At 48.9% G+C, this 20,289-nt stretch carries 14 protein-coding genes; 11 read left to right on the forward strand and 3 right to left on the reverse strand.

The window, feature by feature from the left end; translation table 11 throughout:
* The first annotated feature begins 62 nt into the window (after window positions 1-62).
* From PUT07_RS15035 to PUT07_RS15050, 4 genes are all read left to right on the forward strand, one after another.
* Window positions 63-1,412 (forward strand): ABC transporter substrate-binding protein, encoded by a 1,350-nt coding sequence (locus tag PUT07_RS15035; protein WP_274468969.1) that lies wholly within the window; start codon window positions 63-65, stop codon window positions 1,410-1,412.
* Window positions 1,413-1,479: 67 nt separating this feature from the next.
* A complete protein-coding gene (locus PUT07_RS15040) occupies window positions 1,480-2,346 on the forward strand; it encodes a carbohydrate ABC transporter permease (protein ID WP_274468971.1) in 867 nt (288 codons plus the stop codon).
* Window positions 2,343-3,230 carry a carbohydrate ABC transporter permease gene (locus PUT07_RS15045; RefSeq protein ID WP_274468972.1) on the forward strand — a complete coding sequence of 296 codons (888 nt, stop codon included), beginning with the start codon at window positions 2,343-2,345 and terminating at the stop codon, window positions 3,228-3,230. Before PUT07_RS15040 ends, PUT07_RS15045 begins: the two co-directional genes overlap by 4 nt.
* Window positions 3,231-3,453: 223 nt before the next feature.
* Window positions 3,454-4,416 carry a bile acid:sodium symporter family protein gene (locus PUT07_RS15050; RefSeq protein ID WP_274468973.1) on the forward strand — a complete coding sequence of 321 codons (963 nt, stop codon included), beginning with the start codon at window positions 3,454-3,456 and terminating at the stop codon, window positions 4,414-4,416.
* 70 nt (window positions 4,417-4,486) lie between these two features.
* On the opposite strand, the gene PUT07_RS15055 is transcribed toward PUT07_RS15050, so the two are convergent.
* Together PUT07_RS15055 and PUT07_RS15060 are read right to left on the reverse strand one after the other, a co-directional pair.
* Complete coding sequence (locus tag PUT07_RS15055; protein ID WP_274468974.1) at window positions 4,487-5,740, reverse strand: esterase-like activity of phytase family protein; 1,254 nt, start codon at window positions 5,738-5,740, stop codon at window positions 4,487-4,489.
* Between the two features lie 219 nt (window positions 5,741-5,959).
* The gene (locus PUT07_RS15060; RefSeq protein WP_274468976.1) at window positions 5,960-6,391 is read right to left on the reverse strand and encodes an SRPBCC family protein; all 432 of its coding nucleotides are present in this window, start codon (window positions 6,389-6,391) and stop codon (window positions 5,960-5,962) included.
* A gap of 161 nt (window positions 6,392-6,552) precedes the next feature.
* Here PUT07_RS15060 and larA point away from each other — a divergent pair, with 161 nt between their 5' ends.
* The 7 genes from larA to PUT07_RS15095 all read left to right on the forward strand — a co-directional run bounded on the left by larA (window position 6,553) and on the right by PUT07_RS15095 (window position 15,055).
* Entirely contained in the window at window positions 6,553-7,818 is a 1,266-nt protein-coding gene (gene larA, locus PUT07_RS15065) for a nickel-dependent lactate racemase (RefSeq protein ID WP_274468977.1), read from the forward strand.
* A gap of 114 nt (window positions 7,819-7,932) precedes the next feature.
* The gene (locus tag PUT07_RS15070; RefSeq protein WP_274468978.1) at window positions 7,933-8,094 is read left to right on the forward strand and encodes a hypothetical protein; all 162 of its coding nucleotides are present in this window, start codon (window positions 7,933-7,935) and stop codon (window positions 8,092-8,094) included.
* A gap of 447 nt (window positions 8,095-8,541) precedes the next feature.
* Entirely contained in the window at window positions 8,542-8,823 is a 282-nt protein-coding gene (locus PUT07_RS15075) for a hypothetical protein (protein WP_274468979.1), read from the forward strand.
* Window positions 8,727-10,994: a S9 family peptidase gene (locus tag PUT07_RS15080; protein ID WP_274468980.1), complete on the forward strand. Its 2,268-nt coding sequence runs from the start codon at window positions 8,727-8,729 to the stop codon at window positions 10,992-10,994. The genes PUT07_RS15075 and PUT07_RS15080 overlap by 97 nt, the downstream gene beginning before the upstream one ends.
* Before the next feature lie 134 nt (window positions 10,995-11,128).
* Complete coding sequence (locus PUT07_RS15085) at window positions 11,129-12,445, forward strand: MFS transporter (RefSeq protein ID WP_274468981.1); 1,317 nt, start codon at window positions 11,129-11,131, stop codon at window positions 12,443-12,445.
* Window positions 12,446-12,461: 16 nt separating this feature from the next.
* The gene (locus PUT07_RS15090) at window positions 12,462-14,402 is read left to right on the forward strand and encodes a PAS domain S-box protein (protein WP_274468982.1); all 1,941 of its coding nucleotides are present in this window, start codon (window positions 12,462-12,464) and stop codon (window positions 14,400-14,402) included.
* Between the two features lie 47 nt (window positions 14,403-14,449).
* Complete coding sequence (locus PUT07_RS15095; protein WP_274468983.1) at window positions 14,450-15,055, forward strand: DJ-1/PfpI family protein; 606 nt, start codon at window positions 14,450-14,452, stop codon at window positions 15,053-15,055.
* Between the two features lie 84 nt (window positions 15,056-15,139).
* On the opposite strand, the gene PUT07_RS15100 is transcribed toward PUT07_RS15095, so the two are convergent.
* The gene (locus tag PUT07_RS15100; protein WP_274468984.1) at window positions 15,140-20,197 is read right to left on the reverse strand and encodes an OmpL47-type beta-barrel domain-containing protein; all 5,058 of its coding nucleotides are present in this window, start codon (window positions 20,195-20,197) and stop codon (window positions 15,140-15,142) included.
* Between the last annotated feature and the right edge of the window lie 92 nt (window positions 20,198-20,289).

Raw genomic sequence — 20,289 nt, forward strand, 5'->3', positions numbered from 1 at the left:
TGAAAGCGTCATCATCACAACCCGCCGAATATGGATCCAGATCTAAAAGGGAGGAAAGATGAATGATTCGAAACAGGTTTCATGTATTAATCTCTTGTGCCGCATTAGTGTCAGTCGTTTTAGCGGGTTGCTCCCAAGGTCAATCGACGGGGGGAGCCGCTCCGACCACCAACGGCAGTCAGCCGTCACAAACGGAGAACAAAGCCCCCGAGCTCAAAACGGTTACCTTGCTTACAGGAACAACGGGGACGGCTTATCCGGCGCTGCAGGCCGTAGCCGCCGAAGCCGAGAAGAAGCTGAATATCAAGATTAAGTTCGATATCAAACCGGACGGGACGGAAGGGGATAATCTCGTAAAAACGAGGCTTGCGACCGGCGAGATGTCCGATATTTTATTCTACAACTCCGGTTCCTTATTCCAAGCGTTGAATCCGGAAGAGAACTTCGTGGATTTGACGAAGGAGCCTTTCATGGATAAGCTCTTGGTTTCCTTCAAACAAGTGGTTAGCGCGAATGGCAAAGTGTACGGCGTACCCGGCGGTTCCTCCAATGTCGGGGGCATTTTATATAACAAGCGGGTCTATAAGGAGCTGGGACTCACGGTTCCGAAGACTTGGGCGGAATTTATCGCGAACAGCGATAAGATCAAGGCCTCAGGAAAGACAGCGATCATCGGCTCTTACAAAACAACATGGACTTCTCAGCTGTACGTTCTGGGCAACCATTATAATGTTCAGGCTCAAGCGCCGAACTTCGTTCAAGATTATACGGCCAACAAAGCCAAATATGCGACCACGCCGGCTGCATTACGCGGCTTCGAAATGACGGCGGAAACCTTCGCGAAAGGCTATATGAATAAAGATTTCTTGGCCACCACCTATGACACTGCGCTCAAAATGCTGGCTGACGGGACTGGCGTACAGTATCCGATGCTATCCAGCGCGGTAGACACGGTGGCGCTGAATTACCCGGATAAAATTAAAGATATCGGGGTGTTCCCGGTCCCTAGCGACAATGCCTCTATTAACGGCTTAACGGTGTGGATGCCGAACGGGCTCTACGTGAACAAAAAGAGCAAAAATGTGGATGCCGCCAAGAAATTCCTGGACTTCCTCATCTCGGAGGAAGGCATGAAGGCTTATATGAGCAAAAGCAAAGCGAATGGCCCTTATGTGGTCAAAGGCATCAACGTTCCTGACGATGCTTACGATGCAATTAAAGAAATGCAGAGCTACTTTGACTCCGGCAAAACGGCGCCTGCCTTGGAGTTCGTCTCCCCGGTGAAAGGACCGAATCTGGAGAGCCTTCTGATCGAGGTTGGAACCGGTCAGAAATCGGCAGCGGATGGGGCCGCCGATTATGACAAGGATGTGAAGAAGCAAGCGCAGCAATTGAATCTGCCTGGTTGGTAACAAGCCGATTCGCCATTCTTCCGGTCCTGCCAAGCTGCGGCGGGACCGGGCTTCAAGGAGGACGTAGATGACTTTATCGCAGAAGAAGATGTATTCGCTGCTGCTGTTACTGCCGGCAGGCATTATTTATTTCACATTTTATTTGCTGCCGACCGTCATGTCGCTGTTCTTCAGCATGACGCGTTGGACCTTGACCAAATGGACGTACATCGGCTTCGAAAACTACAAGATGTTTTTCGACGAAACCTCGCTCCGAATCGGCTTTAAGAACACCCTGATCTTTGCCGTCGTTACATGCGGACTGAAAGTGATACTTGCACTCTTGCTGGCAACCTTGTTAACCTCGAGAATTTGGTTCAAGGATTACTTCCGTTCCATGGTATTTTTCCCTACGCTGCTCAGTACAATCGCCGTAGGGATTGCCTTCAGTACGATGATGCATCCCACGCAAGGCGTCATTAACACAGGACTCGCCATGCTTGGTATCGAAGGTCCGGACTGGCTTGGGAATACGAAGCTTGCACTGTTCTCGGTCGCCTTCATTGACGTATGGAAGGGCGTAGGGATCGCAACCGTCATTTATATCGCTGGCATTATGTCGATCCCGCAGCAATATTATGAAGCTCTGAAGATTGACGGGGGCAATGCGTTCCGGAGCTTCTGGCATATTACGCTTCCGCTCAGCAGACCGGCAATGAACTCGATTATTATATTGGCATTTATCGGCGGCTTGCGCACATTCGATTTGATATGGGCGACCACACGCGGTGGTCCGGGCTTCTCTACGGATTTGATCGCCTCGATTATCTACAAGCAGTATCAAGCGGGCTTCTATGGACTGGCAACGGCAGGCAACGTTATTTTATTTATCGGCATATCCGTGATCGCCTTCCCGCTGTATATGTTCTTAAACCGACGGGAGGTGGAGCTATGAACAGTGTCGCCCGCAAATCCGCTGTCGCTTCGATTGAACGTAAAGCCAATAGCCGAACGTTCGTTGGCAAATCGCTGGTGACTTTGCTGCTGCTCGGCCTTTCGACCGTTATTTTCTGGATACCATTCTATTTCGTTATCGTTAATTCCTTCAAATCCAGCAGCAAAGCGGCCGATATGACGATGTCCTGGCCGGATACGTTTCACATGATCGATAATTATTCCGCTGTGCTTCTCGCCTCAGATTCGATGCTAATCAGAGCTTTCTACAACAGTACCTTGCTTACGGTATTGTCGCTGGCAGGTCTGGTATTCGTTAGCTCGCTGGCAGGCTTCGTGCTGCAGCGCCGGGAGAATACCCGCGGAGCCGCCGGGCTTAATTTCCTGGTACTCGCTGGTCTTATGATTCCGCCAGCCGTCGTCCCGACAATCTGGGTGTTGAATTCGGTAGGGTTGTTCAAAACGCTGCCAGGGCTGACATTGGTGGAAATTGCGCTTCATTTTCCTTTCTGCGCTATATTGTATAAGGCGTTTACGGCAACCATCCCGCGAGACATCGACGAGAGCGCCTTTATCGACGGGTGCGGCGGCTTTAAGCTTTTTACGCAGATTATTTTCCCGCTGCTTAAACCGGTTTCCTCCACGATCATCATTATTCAGTCGGTTAGTATTTTCAACGATTTCGTTAATCCGTTGTATTTTCTCCCTGGCGCCGAGAACGCCACAGTCCAGCTGACGCTTTACAATTTTATGAGCATGTATATGACGCAGTGGAACTTGCTGTTCGCCGATGTGGTCTTAATCTCGCTTCCGCCGCTCGTTTTGTTCTTGTTCTTCAATAAGCGTATCGTTGCGGGGATGACGGCAGGCGCAGTGAAGGGATGACAGGCTGTACAAGTCATAGGGGTACGGGAACAAACTAAGGCTGCTGTATGCAGCTTTTTTTGTTATACCGTAGTAAAGTAAAAGCAATGGGGAAATTGCAGTGAAAAAAACACGACGGTAAACGGTTACAAATCGGCATCATCCGTTGTATAATAATAATTGCATAGATAATGTTAACGTGTGCAAAAAAATGCGCTTTACCGATCGATTGGGGGATCCTGTGATGCTGACCCGCTTGAACAAATCGTTAGAAAAACTGATGCCGGTCTTAACGCCTGCCGCTGTCGTAACCGGATTAGTGTTTTCCGTGTGGCTGCATGATTTGCGGTTTCTGGTCACTTGGATTTTCGCAGGCATGACGTTCGCCGGAAGTCTCGGCGCGAACTTCGCCGATCTTAAGAAAATCGCCCAGCATCCTCAGCCGATTATTATCAATTTGATCATTCTGCATTTGATCATGCCGCTGGTCGGGTGGCTCACGGCGAAGCTTGTATTTCCAGGCGATTTACTAACCGAAACGGGCTTCATTTTGTTGTTTGCCATCCCGACCGGTGTCGTCAGCCTCGTATGGGTTACCATTTATAAAGGGAACGTGGCGCTGACATTAGCATTGATTTTGCTCGATACGATCATATCACCGTTCGTCGTGCCGTATACCGTATCGCTCTTCGTCGGAGCGCAAGTAAGCCTGGATACCTGGGGCATGATGAAAGGACTCCTATGGATGGTTGTCATTCCTTCCATTCTGGGAATGACGCTCAATCAAGCTACCAAAGGGCGGGTGAAGACAGTTTGGGGGCCGAAGCTTTCGCCGTTTTCCAAGCTGGGGCTGTTTGTTGTCGTAGCGATTAACGCTTCTGTTGTCGCACCCTACATCAAAAGTGCGGGAAGCAGTTTAATTGCGCTAGTCGCAGCCTCATTCGTGGCCGTATCGTTCGGCTATGCGCTCGGTTGGGCTGCGACATGGCTGTTGAAATGGAATCACGGTGACACCGTCGCCTTGACATTCAACTCCGGAATGCGTAATTTGAGCGCCGGTGCAGTACTGGCCATCACGTTCTTTCCGCCGCCTGTCGTTCTTCCGGTCATATCCGGTATGCTATTCCAGCAAATTCTGGCTTCTTTATTTGGTTTCGCCCTCGGCAGAACAGAGACTAAGCGTGCGGCAGATGCCCCCGCCGTATAATTCGATCAACCGAATATTCGAATAACAAAAAGACAGCCACGGCTGTCTTTTGCTTTTTTTAGAATGCGCTTTATTTCGTCTCTGGCGTAACGTCGAAGGCAAGCAGCTGCGTCACCTGCGACGCGTTGAAGTTGTTGTCCGAGACGAGGACAAGACTGTCATGCCCATTCTGAAGCTTCGGTCCCCAAGCTATACCTTCTACGTTATCTAGCTTCGGTAAGCCTAACGTATTAAGATCCAACACCAGCTTCTTGCTCATAGGTGTAAATTGGCCGGTTGGTAAAGTACCATCATTGTTCACATTTGTTGCTTGAGAAGCATCCGCAAGATAGATGCGAATATAATTGGAATAATTGCCGTCGGCAGCCTGCACGCCGGAGCGCTCCAGGATGAGAAACTGATGGTCATTAATCGCCAGCATGTCCGAAACGCCGTTATCTGCGCTTTTGCCTGGACCTGGTTTGGCCGGAATAGCGTCTATCGGATACGCGTACTGAGCGATGATGTCGCCGCTTCGGTTGTATTTCGTTATGCGGGAGAACGATCCGGCATCAACGGTCGAAATATCGCCGTCTTGATAGAGCGAGCCTTCCATCGAAGTGAAATAGTAGTTTCCGTCAGGGGAGAAGCTGCTTCCTTCCAAGGCAAGATTGTTGCGGAAACCGGTCTGTACCGTGTTATCGCCGCTGGGAGACATCGTGAAAGCAGATGGAATCTGCAGCGAGGATACGTATTTGCCTTTTAACGTTGCCTGGCGGATGAAAGGATTCATAGCAAGGCTGCGGTCACCTTCGCTTGTGTACCAGATCGTATGGCCTTTCGGATCGAAACGGACCGATTCCAGATCGGGGACGACGCCTTGCTTATTCGCAGCGTAAGCTGTCTTGTTCGGATACGTCGTGCCGTCCTCCTGTTTGAACGTCGTCATACCAGTCAACTCGACCTTGTAGAAGCTCTTGGTATCATACTTCAGCTTCGCGTTGTAGAAACGGGCAGGAGCATTGTCCGAGCGGTCATCACTGATCAGAATCCATTGATGTGTTGCAGGATTGTAATCAATGCCGGAAAGTCCGCCGACCGTCGTCTCTTCGAACTTCAGATCGTTCGCAAGCCGTTGTTCGCCAATAAACGTAAGCTCTCCGACAGTGTGATTCTGAACGTGCTTGGCTTGCTTATGAGGCTTCGCTGCTTGCCGGTGATTTCCATCTGCCGGTGGAGTTTGTCCATTTCCTTCCGTCGTTGCGGCTGAAGCCACAGCGAGTGGTACGGAGGCTAACAGCAGACCGGCAACAGCACTTGCGGATACGAGCTTTCTTACCTTCACGTCAACACCTACTCTCCCAAAATTCATCTATCGGAAACGATGACATACTCATTATATAGAAGCGGATTTGAGCGGGACAATAGGATATGGATAAATTTACATAAGCTTAATTTGAGAGAGTGTAAGGTGAACCGAATAGCGAGAAAAAAAACACGCGGGGAGCAATTTCGTTCCCGCGTGCTTACTTTACATGATCGTCTCGGACATTCCGTTATACGGCTACTCATGTACCAATGCTGCTCGTAAGGAAGTGATTCCGTGTTCCAAATAGCCTTTGAGACAAGTCAACATATAAACCCAGCCTTCCTTGTTGCCTACAAGCATGGGGATCGCTTCCTTGTCATCCGCAAAACCGTCCTCGACAACTTCTACGATCGTTTTGAATTCGTCCACTTCGGTAAATGTAAAGGTAACGAGGTGGATCGTTCCGTAATCCCATTCGAAGGCAATTCTCTTGTCATTGACGATTTCTTTGACCGTAATCTCGCCTTCCGCATTGTACTCCTCATAACGCAGCTTGATTGTCTTGCCGACTGACCAACGCTCGGAGCTGGAAGAAAACCAGAAATTTCCTATTTGCGTGGGATCGACGATAGCTTCGAATATTTCTTTAGCGGGTTTGGCAATCAGGATCTTCGTCCTATTGTTCATCGTTTACCTCACTGGTTAGAGTTGAAACCTCAGATCTGCTATTGAGTATAAATTAATTTTTATCTAAATACTAGTTTGTATAAAGAATCGCAGTCGCATTACACGATAGGGGTTCCATATTATGGTATAATCGAACTAATCCCACAAAATGGAGCGATGTTATGAAAACGACCTTGCTGTACGGAAAAGGAACATTATCGATAGAAGTGCCGGACCGTTCGACGATCATCGAACCGAATCATTTGGATGGTTTGCCAGAAGAGAAACAAGCCGTTCAACAGGCGCTGCGAAACCCGATCGGTCTGCCGCCCTTGGCGGACATGGTCAAATCTACAGACAAAGTCGCGATTGTGATCAGCGATATTACGCGGCCAACGCCTAATGAGAAGCTGGTGCCATGGATCATGGAGGAACTAGCTCATGTGCCCGAAGCAAACTTCGTGATCATTAACGGCACGGGAACTCATCGCGATCAAACGGCAGAGGAATTTGTGCAGATGTTAGGTGCGCCGGTCGTTGACAGGATTCGGGTCATCAATCACCATTGCCATAACCAAGATGAACTGGTGAATGTGGGCCGAAGTGAATTCGGATGTGACGTCTATTTAAACAAAGAGTATGTAGAGGCGGATTTCAGAATCGTGACAGGGTTCATTGAGCCGCATTTTTTTGCCGGTTTCTCCGGAGGACCGAAAGGGATTATGCCAGGCATTGCCGGTATTGAAACCATTTTAACCTTTCATAACGCCCGAATGATCGGCGATCCCTTGTCAACATGGGGGAACATGGTGAACAATCCTCTGCAGAACATGACTCGGGAAGTGAACCGATTGTGCAAGCCTCATTTTATGCTTAATGTGACACTGAATAAATCGAAGGCCATTACGCAAGTTTTTGCCGGGGAGCTGTTTGAAGCCCATGATCGAGGATGCGCTTTCACCAAACAGCATGCGATGATTCCCGTTGAAAGCCGGTTCGATGTTGTCATTACGTCCAATTCAGGGTACCCATTGGACCAGAATCTATATCAGGCGGTCAAAGGGATGAGTGCGGCTCATCAAATCGTGAAAGAGGGCGGAACCATTATCTGTGCCTCCGAATGCTCGGATGGGATTCCGAACCACGGTAATTATGCGGAAATCTTACAATTAAGAAAAACGCCGCAAGAGATTCTCGATATGATCAATGACGGCAGCTTTCAGAAATTTGATCAATGGCAAGTTCAGAAACAAGCCGTCATCCAGGTTTGGGCCGATGTACATCTGTATTCTTCGCTGACGGATGAAGATGTCGAGAAGGCGATGCTGCACCCAACCCATAACATCGAAGCCACTTTGCAGCAATTGCTGAAGAAATATGGCAGCGAGATGAGCGTAGCCGTTCTGCCTTTAGGACCATTAACAATTCCTTATGTGAGGGGAGAATAAAAATCCGTATAACTTTTGTTCACGCTGGAGGAATATGCTAATATAGGGATAGGCAGATTCATACTCTGCGTATAGCGCACAGATTTCCAAAATATTCATTTGGGAGGTTGTAGTATGGATGATTATTTCTTGGTTAAGGACGGTAGAATTGTCCGCTGGGACGGGCTTACACTAGGGGGAACCAAAATCCGGGCTGATGAGCTGATCGAATCTTTTGGACGCAGGGCGCTTGATGAAATTGAACAATATGGATTCTACACCATCAAGAAATCTTAATTCGTCCCCCAATCATGCCTCTGTCGCGTGTCAGAGAATAGAAAACCCGCTAACAGATCCCCGAAGCTTGGGGATTTTTTATTTGAATTAGAATCCTTGAAGAAACGATATGGAATTCCTCGGCAGTAAGATAGCCTTGTTTCTTTTAATGGTGCCAGCTTCTGAAGCTGCCCGGCAAGGTGCAGTACCAACCCCCGCATGTCTTCATATAATAGTTCCCCCCACGGTATCCGTGCCATTAGCCAGGTACCACGAATACGGCAGCTCGTTCGCCGTAAATTAGTTTAGACAAGCTCTTCGACTTGTGAGGGGTTTCGAGAAAAAGTCCGCAGGGGCATGTGGAGAGCCGGCTACAAATCTTTTCTATCAATCTATGTTTTTATCCTAAAATGGTATATAATGTAACCCTTAACTTGTTTGTAATATGAAAATTACAGGGGGCTTTCCATGAAAATGGCATTACGCAAGAAAGCAGCATCGATCCTAGCTGCAGCTATGATCATACTCGCCGCTCTGCCGGCGTATGCGCAGGCAAGCAGCGAGGCAGATGCATACCCGGACGTTCCGCTGGAGCACTATGCCAGCGGGGCAATCGGCATCCTGAGCAAAAGGGCATCGTCGACGATGCGAAGATGGACGGTGGCTTTCATCCGGACGATGCGGTCACGCGAGGTGATGCAGCGATTTGGCTGCGCAATGCGCTTCATGCGGCGAAGCCTAAGGCTTTGAACGGCTTTACGGATGTGCCGGCAACGAGTCCATACGCAGAAGCGGTGAACAGCTTGAAGGAGCTGAACATCGTCCAGGGAGACGGGGGGAAGTATGAGCCGGAATCGCCGCTGACGCGGGAGCAAATGGCCAGCCTGCTCGTTCGTGCTTTTAAGCTTAATAACAATGGGATACAGACTTGGCTGAAAGACGAGAATGCGATTGGTATGGCTCATCGTGATGATGTTGTGAAGCTGAAGCAGCATTGGATCACGGAGCAGTTGACTTTCCAGCCAAAAGACCAGGTCACGCGAGCTCAGCTTGTTCTCTTTTTGTACCGTACGCTTAGTCAGCAAGAAGAATTCACGCAGGGTGCAGTTACTTTGGACGATTTTCTGCAACTGCCGGATAAAATTCAGCTGCGACTGTCGCCTGACAGCCAATCGATTGCCTACCTGCATCCGTGGGAAAATCGTATGAATCTGTACGTGCAAAAGCTCGGACAGTCCGAAAGCGTACGCCTTACTAGCTCCAAGGATGAAAATATTCAAAATATTTTTTGGGTGACAAATCAAATACTTGTGTACTCCGTAGATAGCGGCGGCTCCGAGAACACGCATATTCATGCAGTCCAAGTGGATGGATCGAACGATAGGGACTTAACGCCTTTTAAGAACGTAAAATCGGATTTGCTGGACATATGGCCGGCCAAAAATGAAAAGGATTATGAGCTGCTCATTACGATGAACCGCCGCGATACGAAAGTGATGGACGTCGTGCGAATCAATTTGATGACAGGCGAACTCAACATGTATGTGCAGAACCCCGGCAATGTAGAATATTGGGTCGCTGATAATTGGGGGCAAGTTCGCGCTGCGTTGGCTAGGGATGGCGAGAAGACAAGCCTGCTTTATCGTGAGGACGATGAGAAGGAATTTGAAAAGATAGCGACATTCGATCGCAACGATACGTTCATCCCGGTCATGTTCACGTATGACAATAACCAGTTGTATGCTGCGTCATCGGTTGCACGTAATACGGAAGCTCTAGTTCAGTATGATCCTGCTGCGAAAAAGGAAACCAATGTCCTCTATGTCAATGACGAGGTGGATATTAATAGTGTCAAATTCTCCTTCAAAAAGAAAGCAATCGTAGCGGTAAGCTATGAAACGGATGAGAAGCATAGGGTCTACTTGGACGAAGAGTTCAAATCGACCGCGCGCTCTATTGAGGATCAGTTACAAACCACTCGCTGGGATTTCGCCGGACCGATAGATAAGGATTTGGTACTTGTCCATACTTATAGTGATAAATCCTATGGCAGTTACTATTTATTCGATCAACGTACAGGCAAACTTGAAAAAATAACCGACGTTGCACCGAAGTTGAATGCCGACAAGTTATCCGATATGAAGCCAATCTCATTCAAAAGCAGAGACGGCCTCACGATCCATGGCTATTTGACCTTGCCAAAAGGTGTTGCCGCGAATAAATTGCCGGTGATCGTACATCCGCATGGCGGTCCATGGACGCGCGATTCATGGGGCTATAACATGGATGTTCAACTGCTTGCGAACCAAGGTTATGCGGTGCTTCAATTAAATTACCGCGGATCAGATGGTTACGGCAAAGTGTTCCTGCACGCTGGAGATAAACAATGGGGTGCCGCGATGCAAAACGATATCACCGACGGCGTGAACTGGCTGGTTCAGCGTGGGATTGCCGATCCGGAACGAATCGGGATTTACGGAGCGTCCTACGGCGGCTATGCAACGCTGGCTGGCATGACATTCACTCCTGATTTATATGCTGCAGGCGTAGATGTAGTTGGTCCCTCGAATTTGTTGACATTTCTGAGCACAATGCCGCCGTACTGGGAATTGGGGCGTGCGCAAATGTATCTACAAGTTGGGGATCCGCTGAAAGATCGCAAGCTGCTCGAAGCTGCTTCACCGCTGCTCCATGCGGACAAGATCAAGTCGCCGCTTATGATTGTTCAAGGCGTGAACGACCCCCGCGTGAAACAAGCGGAGTCGGACCAAATGGTTGCTGCGCTACGCAAGCTGGAAGTGGATGTGCCTTACATGCTGAAGTCCAATGAGGGGCACGGGTATTATAAGCTTGAAAATGAACGCGACTTTTACGAGGCACTCATACATTTTCTAAATACATATGTAAAAAACAAACAATAACGTTTAAAAGAGCCGGATCCACGCATCTATCGGGGATTTCGGCTCTTTTCGCCTTATTCTTGACTCTGTAAGTGTTGAACCATGTGACGCCACCATGTAAGATAAGAACATACAGCAAATGGAAAGGAACAGCTATGTGGTCATATACGGTCGATTTATTCCGTGATTTATCTCCCGGCGTCAAACGATTTATCGCAACCGAGAGCCTATTTGGCATCGGCGCCGGCATTTTCAACTTGATCTTGAACTTGCATCTGCTGGACCTCGGCTTCTCCAAAGAGGACATCGGGCGCATCACCTCGCTGGGCGCGCTCACCGTGGGACTTACCAGTCTGCCGGCAGGTTTCGTCGTCAAATACTTAGGCCGCAAGACGATGCTTGTCATCGGCATGCTCCTGGCATGTCTGGCGCTGGTCATCTTCGGCTTCGGCAGCAGTGTCGGGATGGTTACCGCCGCACAGCTCATCTGGTCATTAAGCATTACGGCCATCGTGAATTCGGAAATTCAATTGATTTTCCAATATTGCCGTACGAAAAAAGAAGAGACCAGCGCCTATTCACTCTTGTTTGCTATCTTTACTCTATTCACAGGCATAGGCACATGGCTGGGAGGTTATCTCCCGTTGTGGTTGCCAGGGGACAGTACGCTGTACCAATACGCCTTTTTCGTGGCCGGCGGCTGTTTGGGGCTCTCCGGTATTCTAAGAGGCTGGCTGCTCCCGTCTTTCAACGAACAAGCGGAATCAGCCGGGAACAAGGGGGCTGCTGCTGTTCCTTCTAAGGAGCGGCAGAAGAAGACGCACGCCTATTCATTCATGATCCTGCTGGCGCTGCTGATCTTTAATTCCGGCTTCACCTTCGGTCTGCTGAGCCCATTCCTCAATGTGATCCTGAAATTCCGATTCGGGATGGAGGACAGCAGCATCTCCGGCCTTTTGGCGCTCTCAGGCGTGTTCTTTTTTATCGGTTCGCTGCTTGTGCCCTACATGTTGGAGAAAATGGGCAGCCGCAAAGCCTTCGTGCTCCTTTTTCTCTATAATAGTATTGTGGTAGGGTTGATGGCGATTAGCATGCCGGGGTCTGTCTTCGCCGTACTGCTTCTGATTCGCGGGACTGGGTTTACGATGCTGAACAACTTGATGGACAGCGAATGCATGTCCGCCGTTGCCGAAGAAGACCGCAATATTTTCGCCGGGCTGCGGACCGTTTCGCGCAGTATCGGTAATACGATTGCTTCTTACTGGGCGGGGTATATTTTGGCGGGGAACCATTATTCCCTTCCATTCTTGCTAACGTCGGGAGCGCTGTTGGCTGGGTTTGCCGTGTATGCATGGTTCGTCCAAGATAAGCTGGGGCAGAGGTTGCAGGAGCAGACATGGGCCAAACGACGAAAAGGAAAGGGGAGAAGTGAGCCAAGGCCGCCTTATTCACTTGAGACATTCATTTCATAAGAGGAGGAATGTGCGGATGCAGAACTTGAAAATATTTGACCCCCAGGCGTTATTCAGACATTTATATGTAAGTGCGCCGATTGGGATCGCTTTGATATCCTTAGACGGAAAATGGTTAAATGTGAACCCTGCGGTATGCAGGATTTTCGGCTATTCCGAAGATGAACTCATGAATATGACGTTTGATGATATTCGACATCCGGATGATCGTGACCAGACCAGTCGTTTACTACGGGAGTTATTGGATGGCGTTATTCCTTCTTTTGAATTAGAGAATCGATATTATCATAAAAATGGCCACATCGTTTGCACATCTGTACATGTCTCAATGGTTCATGACGAAAATGACGGAAAGCCTTTATATTTGATCAGCCAATTTATCGATGTAACCAAGAGCAAGCAAGCTGAACTGAAACTGCAGGAAAGTATCGAGCGGTATACCTCGTTAAAGAAATATAACCACGATGCGATTATTTCTTTTGGTTTGGACGGCATGATCATCAATGGCAATAACAGGGCGCAGCAAATGACCGGATATCTCATTGAAGAGTTAATCGGGAGAGGGATCTCCAAATTAATCGGCGCAAGAAATGTGACCAAGTTGCTTATTGCTTTAAACGATCATGCAGCTATCGAACAAATTGAAAAAGACATCACGCACATTCAACACAAAGCGGGTCATACCGTTGAAGTGCTAGTCACGCTAGCACCGATTATTATCCAGAACCAGATGATGGGCTTTTACATCATAGCCAAAGACATGACGGAACAAAAGAAGCTGTTGATTGAAAAAGAGGCGGCTGAGAAAACGAATAAAGCGAAGAGCGAGTTTCTAGCCATGATGAGCCATGAAATCCGCACGCCTATGAACGGGGTCATCGGTATGACCGATGTACTCTTAGAGACGGAATTGGATGAAGAGCAGACCGAGTATGTACATATTATTAAAAAAAGCGGCGTTACACTGCTCAAGATCATTAACGATATTCTAGACTTCTCGAAAATTGAGTCCGGCAAGACAGAATTAGTGGAAGAACCTATGAATGTGCGGTCTATTCTGTATGAAACGCTTGACATCGTCATGTCGAAGGCGCTTGAGAAGAACCTGGAGATTATAACTTCCGTCAGTCCAAAGGTTCCTGACTTCATTTATGGAGATATGACGAAGTTAAGACAAATTCTGATGAATTTACTCAGCAATGCCATCAAATTCACGCCTAGCGGAGCGGTTTCGATTACGGTTGATCATGTCAGTGATGAAATGAATGAGGTGCGGCTTCAATTCGCAGTGAAGGATACCGGAATAGGTGTGCCTGAAGATAAAGTAGGTCATTTATTTGATCCCTTTTATCAGGTTGATCACTTTATGACTCGGAAGACAGAGGGAACAGGCCTTGGATTAGCGATCTGTAAGAAGCTAGTTGAGCTCATGGGGGGCCAAATCTGGTATGAGGCGGCTTCCGGGGATCAAACAGGATCCACGTTCTTCTTCACAGCGAACTTTAGGGTCCGCAACCAACCGGAATCTTCGTATACGGATAAATGGCACCAACAGGATGATCCTATCGAGAGTTCAACTGAACAATCCTTGAGAATTTTAATCGCAGAAGACAATGAGGTCAACCAACTTGTGTTAGCGAAAATGATAGAAAAACTAGGTCACAACACGACTATTGTGCAAAATGGAAATGAAGCCGTTGAAGCAGCTAAACGTTATCTATATGATCTCATTTTTATGGATATTCAGATGCCTTGTATGGATGGATTAACCGCTGCGAAGGTAATCAAAGAAACGGCGGCCGGCGCCGGCAAATGTCCGTGTATTGTGGCTGTGACCGCTCATGCCATGAAGGGCGATGATGAAAAATATCTAGCTGCGGGTATGGATGCTTATATAAGTAAGCCGGTCAGCATGGACGCTGTGGCTGATATTATCGGGAAGTTTGAAAAGAGATAACAAAGTGATGAAGGAATAAAGAGATAAAATAAAGGACGTGTGATGCAATGAGAATGGCGTTTGTGTTATTCGACGGCATGACAAGCATGGATTTTATCGGGTTTTATGAAGCGATAACCTGGTTAGCCATCCTAAGGGCAAAAGAGAATGTATCCTGGACTTTTTGCGCCGATAAAGACGAAGTAACAGACGATAGAGGTCTACAAATGAGGGTAGACGAGGTGCTTCCCCATTTAGGTCGATATGATCTGGTTTTTATCCCAGGCGGCATGGCGACAAGGAAGCTTCGATTCGATGAGGTTTTTATGGGATGGATCCGGACTGCGGAGGCTGTTCCCTATAAGGTGTCCGTTTGTACAGGAGCTTTGCTTTTGGGGGCGGCTGGTTATCTGGAAGGCAAAAAAGCGACAACCAACTCGTCTGCTTACGAATTGTTGGCTCCTTATTGTATGGAAGTTGTGAAGGCGCGCGTAGTGAGGGATGGCAATGTCGTAACTGGAGGCGGTGTAACAGCAGCCATCGATCTAGGTTTGTACGTGGCGGAATGGCTGACGAATTCGGACATAGCCCTTCAGATACAGAGAAAGCTGGAGTATCCTTATTATCAAGTTGGCTGTTTGAGTGACGTCTATATGGCATCAACAACGGAGTGATCCGGTGGCAGCACACATCAAATCTTCGTAAAAAGGGCCTATCATCCAAAAGTGACTTTGGACGATAGGCCCCTTCTTTGCGATTCACTTCCTCAATTTCTGCTGCACATATTCAATGGCATCCTGAAGCTGCTTGGCGGTTGTATGATCCAAATACTTGCCGTCTTTGAGGATAACATCAAAGATATTCGGGTCTTTTAGCTGACTTTGGTTTAGCAGCTTCTGAAGCAGAGTAACCTTATTCTGCAAGTTGTTATAGGTGTTTTGGTTTTGGAAATAGCCCAAATTCCATAATAAACGGAGCAAATCGTCTAGGTGATCGAGATCCATGATCACCTTCACTGTGAAGGAACGTTCGGCCGTATTGCCCGCGTTATCTGTGGCCATTACGAATATCGTATGCTGACCTAACCACAAGCTCAGCGGTTGAAGATTAATGTTAGGGCTGACAACGGTACCATCCAGTTTAACCACAGAGGAGGCAACGCCGCTTAAAGCATCGGTGATACCAACATGCCATACAATCGGATCCGTCCAAAACACGGTTAGAGGACCGGTGAAGCTGATTTCCGGAGGTTGCGGATCGAAGCGTACTTCCGCGACATGATTAGCCTCTTGATTGCCTGCAGCATCCAAGCTGTAATAGAGTATCGTGTTCAGACCGTAAGTGTTTACTGTAACGGAGTTTCCTGCCGTTGGAGTTCCCCCATTAAGCGAGTAGAAGGTCTCTTGGACACCGCTCAAAGCATCATAAGCTGCGAATGTGACGGTTTGCGGTGTTCGCAGCCACCCCTCTAATGAGGTGTGGGTCGTTGTCGGAGCCGTTTTATCGATGCCAATAATCAAGTCTTTAGGCTCTTCTTCGTTATTTATGACATCAATCGAGCGGTATTGGATTTGGTGTACACCTTCATCGGTGAAAGGGACCGGCTGAACGGTGACGGGCTGCCACGTTCCTGTTCCCCCCTGAATACGGTACTCCGTCCGTTTAATTCCAACCCCGGCAGTCGGATGCTGGGCCGTAAACGTCACATGCACATCTTGCTTGTTGAATGTGCCTGCTCCCGTTACTCCGTCCGCTGCCGCTGTTGTCACAGGAGGGGAGACCTCACGCTTCGTAACCTGGAACGTCATCTCCTTGGTATTGTTCGTGCGATCCATCTCCGTGAATCGGCCGATATCATTGATATTGACGCTCAATTGGTAGGCGGCTTCGCCATTCGGCACTTCCCAATAGCCATTTTCACCACCTGCATTCGGGTATAGCGTTACACTGCCGCCTACAGGGATGGATTGATTATACGTATCCGTATAACCAAACGAACCGCCGTTTAAGCCGAACACGGCTCCCGTTATGATACCGGCTGGGGTTGGGAGTATCCCGACATTTTTCACCGTGACATAGAACCGAACTCCCGTCTGCCCGGCATACGGATCTGCTGGATCCGTTCCAAGATCGGTGACGATAAGATCGGGGCCAGGTGTTAAGGGCTGACGTTCCAAGCTGAGAAACTCGAACGATTGATGGATGATGCGGCCGTTTTTGGCGACAATTTTGATGATATGGTTGGCCATAGGAAGGTCTGTTTTTTCGAAAACGAGCTTCTTCGCGCCTTGTGTGTTCGCCGTTTTCAAATCCACCGTTGCTTGCAGGATATCATCTATATAAACATCGGCCACGCCTAAAGTAGACTCAATATCGGAATACCAACGAACTCCTGTGCCCTTAAAGCCCATAGCCGCATAGTCGCCAGGCGTTGACGTTTCATGGAGATCGGCTCCATTGGCGCCAAGAGCGAAGGTAGATGCGGAATAATACATATTGGAACTGGAATGAACGACATTCGTCCAGAGGGGGTGAGGCGTCTCATCCAAAATGCCTTCTTTGAGCTCGAACCAATCGAAGTAGGCGAACACATTATCGCTGCTCTTGACGATGGACAGCACAAGGTTGCTTATGTCCGCAGGCATCATGACGTTATATTCGACGGTCGTATAGACGTTAGGCTCCGTTCCAGGCAAATCGAGGGTGCGAACCAACTGGTTGTCGATGACGAGATTGACCTTTTTGTTCGCAGCCGAACTATATTTGAGCTTCAGAATATAATTGGTGTTGGCTTTGACCGGCGGTTTCAGCAGGTTCATTCGCCCTTGCGTATAATACATGCCGACGAATGTGCCGTGATGCGTCACGCCTTCGAGCTCCGTTTGTTCCGCTTCAACATGCAAAGCTCCCGTAGATGTCGTGGTGAACGGAGATTGCGGCAAAGTTAAGGAAGATATGGCTATAGGGGCGCTCGGCTCGGATTCGTTGCCTGAGTCATCATAAGCGACCAGTGTATACGTGTGTGCGCTTTCCGGGCTGACATCTTGGTGTGAATAGCGTGTAACGGCTCTAGGAAGCTTAGCTAGCAGTACACCGTTATCGTACAGCTTATATCCGGCTACTTCCGCATTATCTGTTGAAGGCTGCCATGTCAGTTTGATTTGTTTGTAAGAAACGGCCCGTGCTTGCAGCACAGGGGTGCTCGGTTTGGCATGCTCGAGTGGAGTCAGAATGTACTGAACGGCTTCACCGGGTTGGATCGTTTCCGATAACTGCGCGCCCGAAGCTGCGTCAACGGTGGTCAAACTGCGTGCAGCAGCATACGAGTTGCCGGCGCCAAAGCGTTCGGCCGCGTACTGGGCGTTCAAAGGCAGTGTAACGTTTACGTTCATCGTAACCGGGGTCGTTTCAAAGTTAACAAAGTTGAGCAAAATTTTATTCGATTTCGCACCGGTAGCGCTCACACCAAGACTTGACGTATCCACCGCGCGGAAATAAGCCTTTTTCCCAGCCAGCTCATTCTGGTTCGTATACACATAAGGGAGCGGTTTGCCATGCGTACTGTAGGCAAGCGCTAAGCGGCGGAAAACCTTTAATCGCGTTTCATCGGGATCGCTTGTATTGATCCATGATAGCGCATCGTCGGCGGATTTCATCACGATATCCTCTTGGAGCAAGCTGTACTCTCGGAAGTAAGCCGCATGCTGCATAATGTAATCGAGATAGCCGATGGTACTGCGCATTTCCCGGTCGAAGAGGGAGGAGAAGCGATGTGTGAACGTATCATAACGGTTGTTATCGGTATGAAAATCATTCGCTCCCGTTTCACTCATCATCATCGGTTTAGCCAATCCGTCTCCCTGATACTCAGGATAGGTCTTGAGTGTCTCGACGAGGGCGCCGCCTTCACCGCTTGTAATCCCGCTCATGGTGTAGCTGTGACCGTTCGTCATATCGGTATAATCCTCGATCTGCCTGCGGTAGGCGGGATCCCGCTCCCAGCCATCCGGAATCCCTTTGGAAGGCCAATAAGCCCAACCGGGGGAAACCGCTTTCAACCAAGGGTTTAGCAAAGGCTTTTGCTCACTCACATACTTGGCAAGAGCCAAATCGGCGGCAAAGGCATTGTTGAACACGCCGGGTTCGTTATCAAGCTCCAGATATTCGAACAAATCTCCATTCTCTGCAATTAGATTCGTGTAATACTCTTTCAGTTTCTCTGGGATAACGCCCGACGAGAGTTCCGGATCCTTGATGTACGTTCCGAAGGGCAGGAGCACCGGTGCCAAATTCAAATCGCGCAAGGCGGTTAGCCATTCCCGCGAGAATTGACTGGAGCGAATGACGTTCCCGCTGTAAGCGAGTCCCAGCCATTTGGTAACTTCCATCGTTTGCAAATCGCGGTCTTTCAACACATGAGAGACAAGCGCTGTTCCCAGATGGATATACCGCCCGTGAATGGGCTCTGCGGCCGGAGACCCCAAGGCCTCGAGTTTGGCATAATCCCACTCAAACCAATGATATTCATCACCTTCCGTTCCTGCATATAAGCCCCGATCCAATGACAGCATCAGTTCATTAGATCCAACCTTCAGCATTTCCTTAGGAATATAAAGCTCATAAGTTTCTTTGAATTTCCGCGTCGTATTCCCGCCGTTCAAACCGACAATCTGGATTAAACCGGCCATCGTTTGATTGGAAAATACCGCTACCTGCGGAACGGAAACATACGCATCCAAACTCCGGAAGCTGAACTGGACGCCATGCTCCGGGATCGCAGCTAAGTTGTAAGTAATCACCATAGAGCCGTTGCGGCTAAGCTTTAAGCCTTTCGATATCGAGCTCCAATCCGTGCGGGTAGCCCAGTCGGAAGGAAGGCTGAACGACTCGACAGGGGTTGATTGATAATCGCTGAATTCCGTTGACAGCTGATTATCAAGCCCTATTTGCCATAGCAACGAAGAAACCTGCGCAGGCTGTTCCGCTTTCGTTTGCGTATAAAAGGCGGTTGAAAAGAGGGTTTTCCCGACAGGCTGCGCGGCCGTTTCTTTCAACCGAACCTGGATTTGGCCCGCCGTGTAATTGATATTGTCCAATTGAAGCGGGTTCGTTGCTACGGGTTGCCACGTGTAACCGCGGTCTGTGCTGTATTCATAGGAAGCCACATCCGGATAACCAGGAACAGGCGTCCACCCGAATGTATTCGCGGTGTCGTCCTGCACAGGATTTGCCGGCGCTTCGGGCAGCACATAAGGGGTCAAATAAGCCCCAGGTATCACCTGCTGGGTGATCCCAGGACCTTGCCAGGCGACAGCCAAATTGTCACTCGAGGTGTTTTCTTTATGCAGCGCCTCGATATAGTACCGATTCCCGCCAGTTAGCGGAATGACCACCGATTTCTGAGTAGGCGATTTTCCCCACTCTCTGGGCTTAGCGAAGACCGTATTCCAGGCGATCTTCTCTTTGTGTGCGGGATCGCCATCCGGGCTCAGCCATAGCTCGGAGCTGTCATCCGCTGCAATCCAGAACGTGTAGCCTCCGCTGACAGGCGGAATTAGGAAGCCATATAGGCGAGAGCCGTAGAGATCTCCCGTATTGTTCGGCGTCTCGAAGCTGGTGAGCACCCTCGAGCCCGTCGGTGGCGCCTTTAATGGGATCTGTTCGACTTTCCCGCCAGGAATATTGTTCCAATAGTCTTGGGTAATGCCTGTTCCCGCAGCCGATGCACGTTCGGCGGGAAATAGCGGGAGCAGGGAGACGATGATGGCCGACAGAAGGATTGAAACAAGGAGTTTTGACTTGTGTAGGGATCTCATAATTACCTCCAGGTGAATGAGATGATCAATAGGATTCCCTAGTCCTATCCGGGGTCTACGTCATGTGTAAACGGCGCTCCGGCCGATCATCC

The sequence above is a fragment of the Paenibacillus sp. MAHUQ-63 genome (genome assembly GCF_028765165.1).
Classification (GTDB): domain Bacteria; phylum Bacillota; class Bacilli; order Paenibacillales; family NBRC-103111; genus Paenibacillus_E.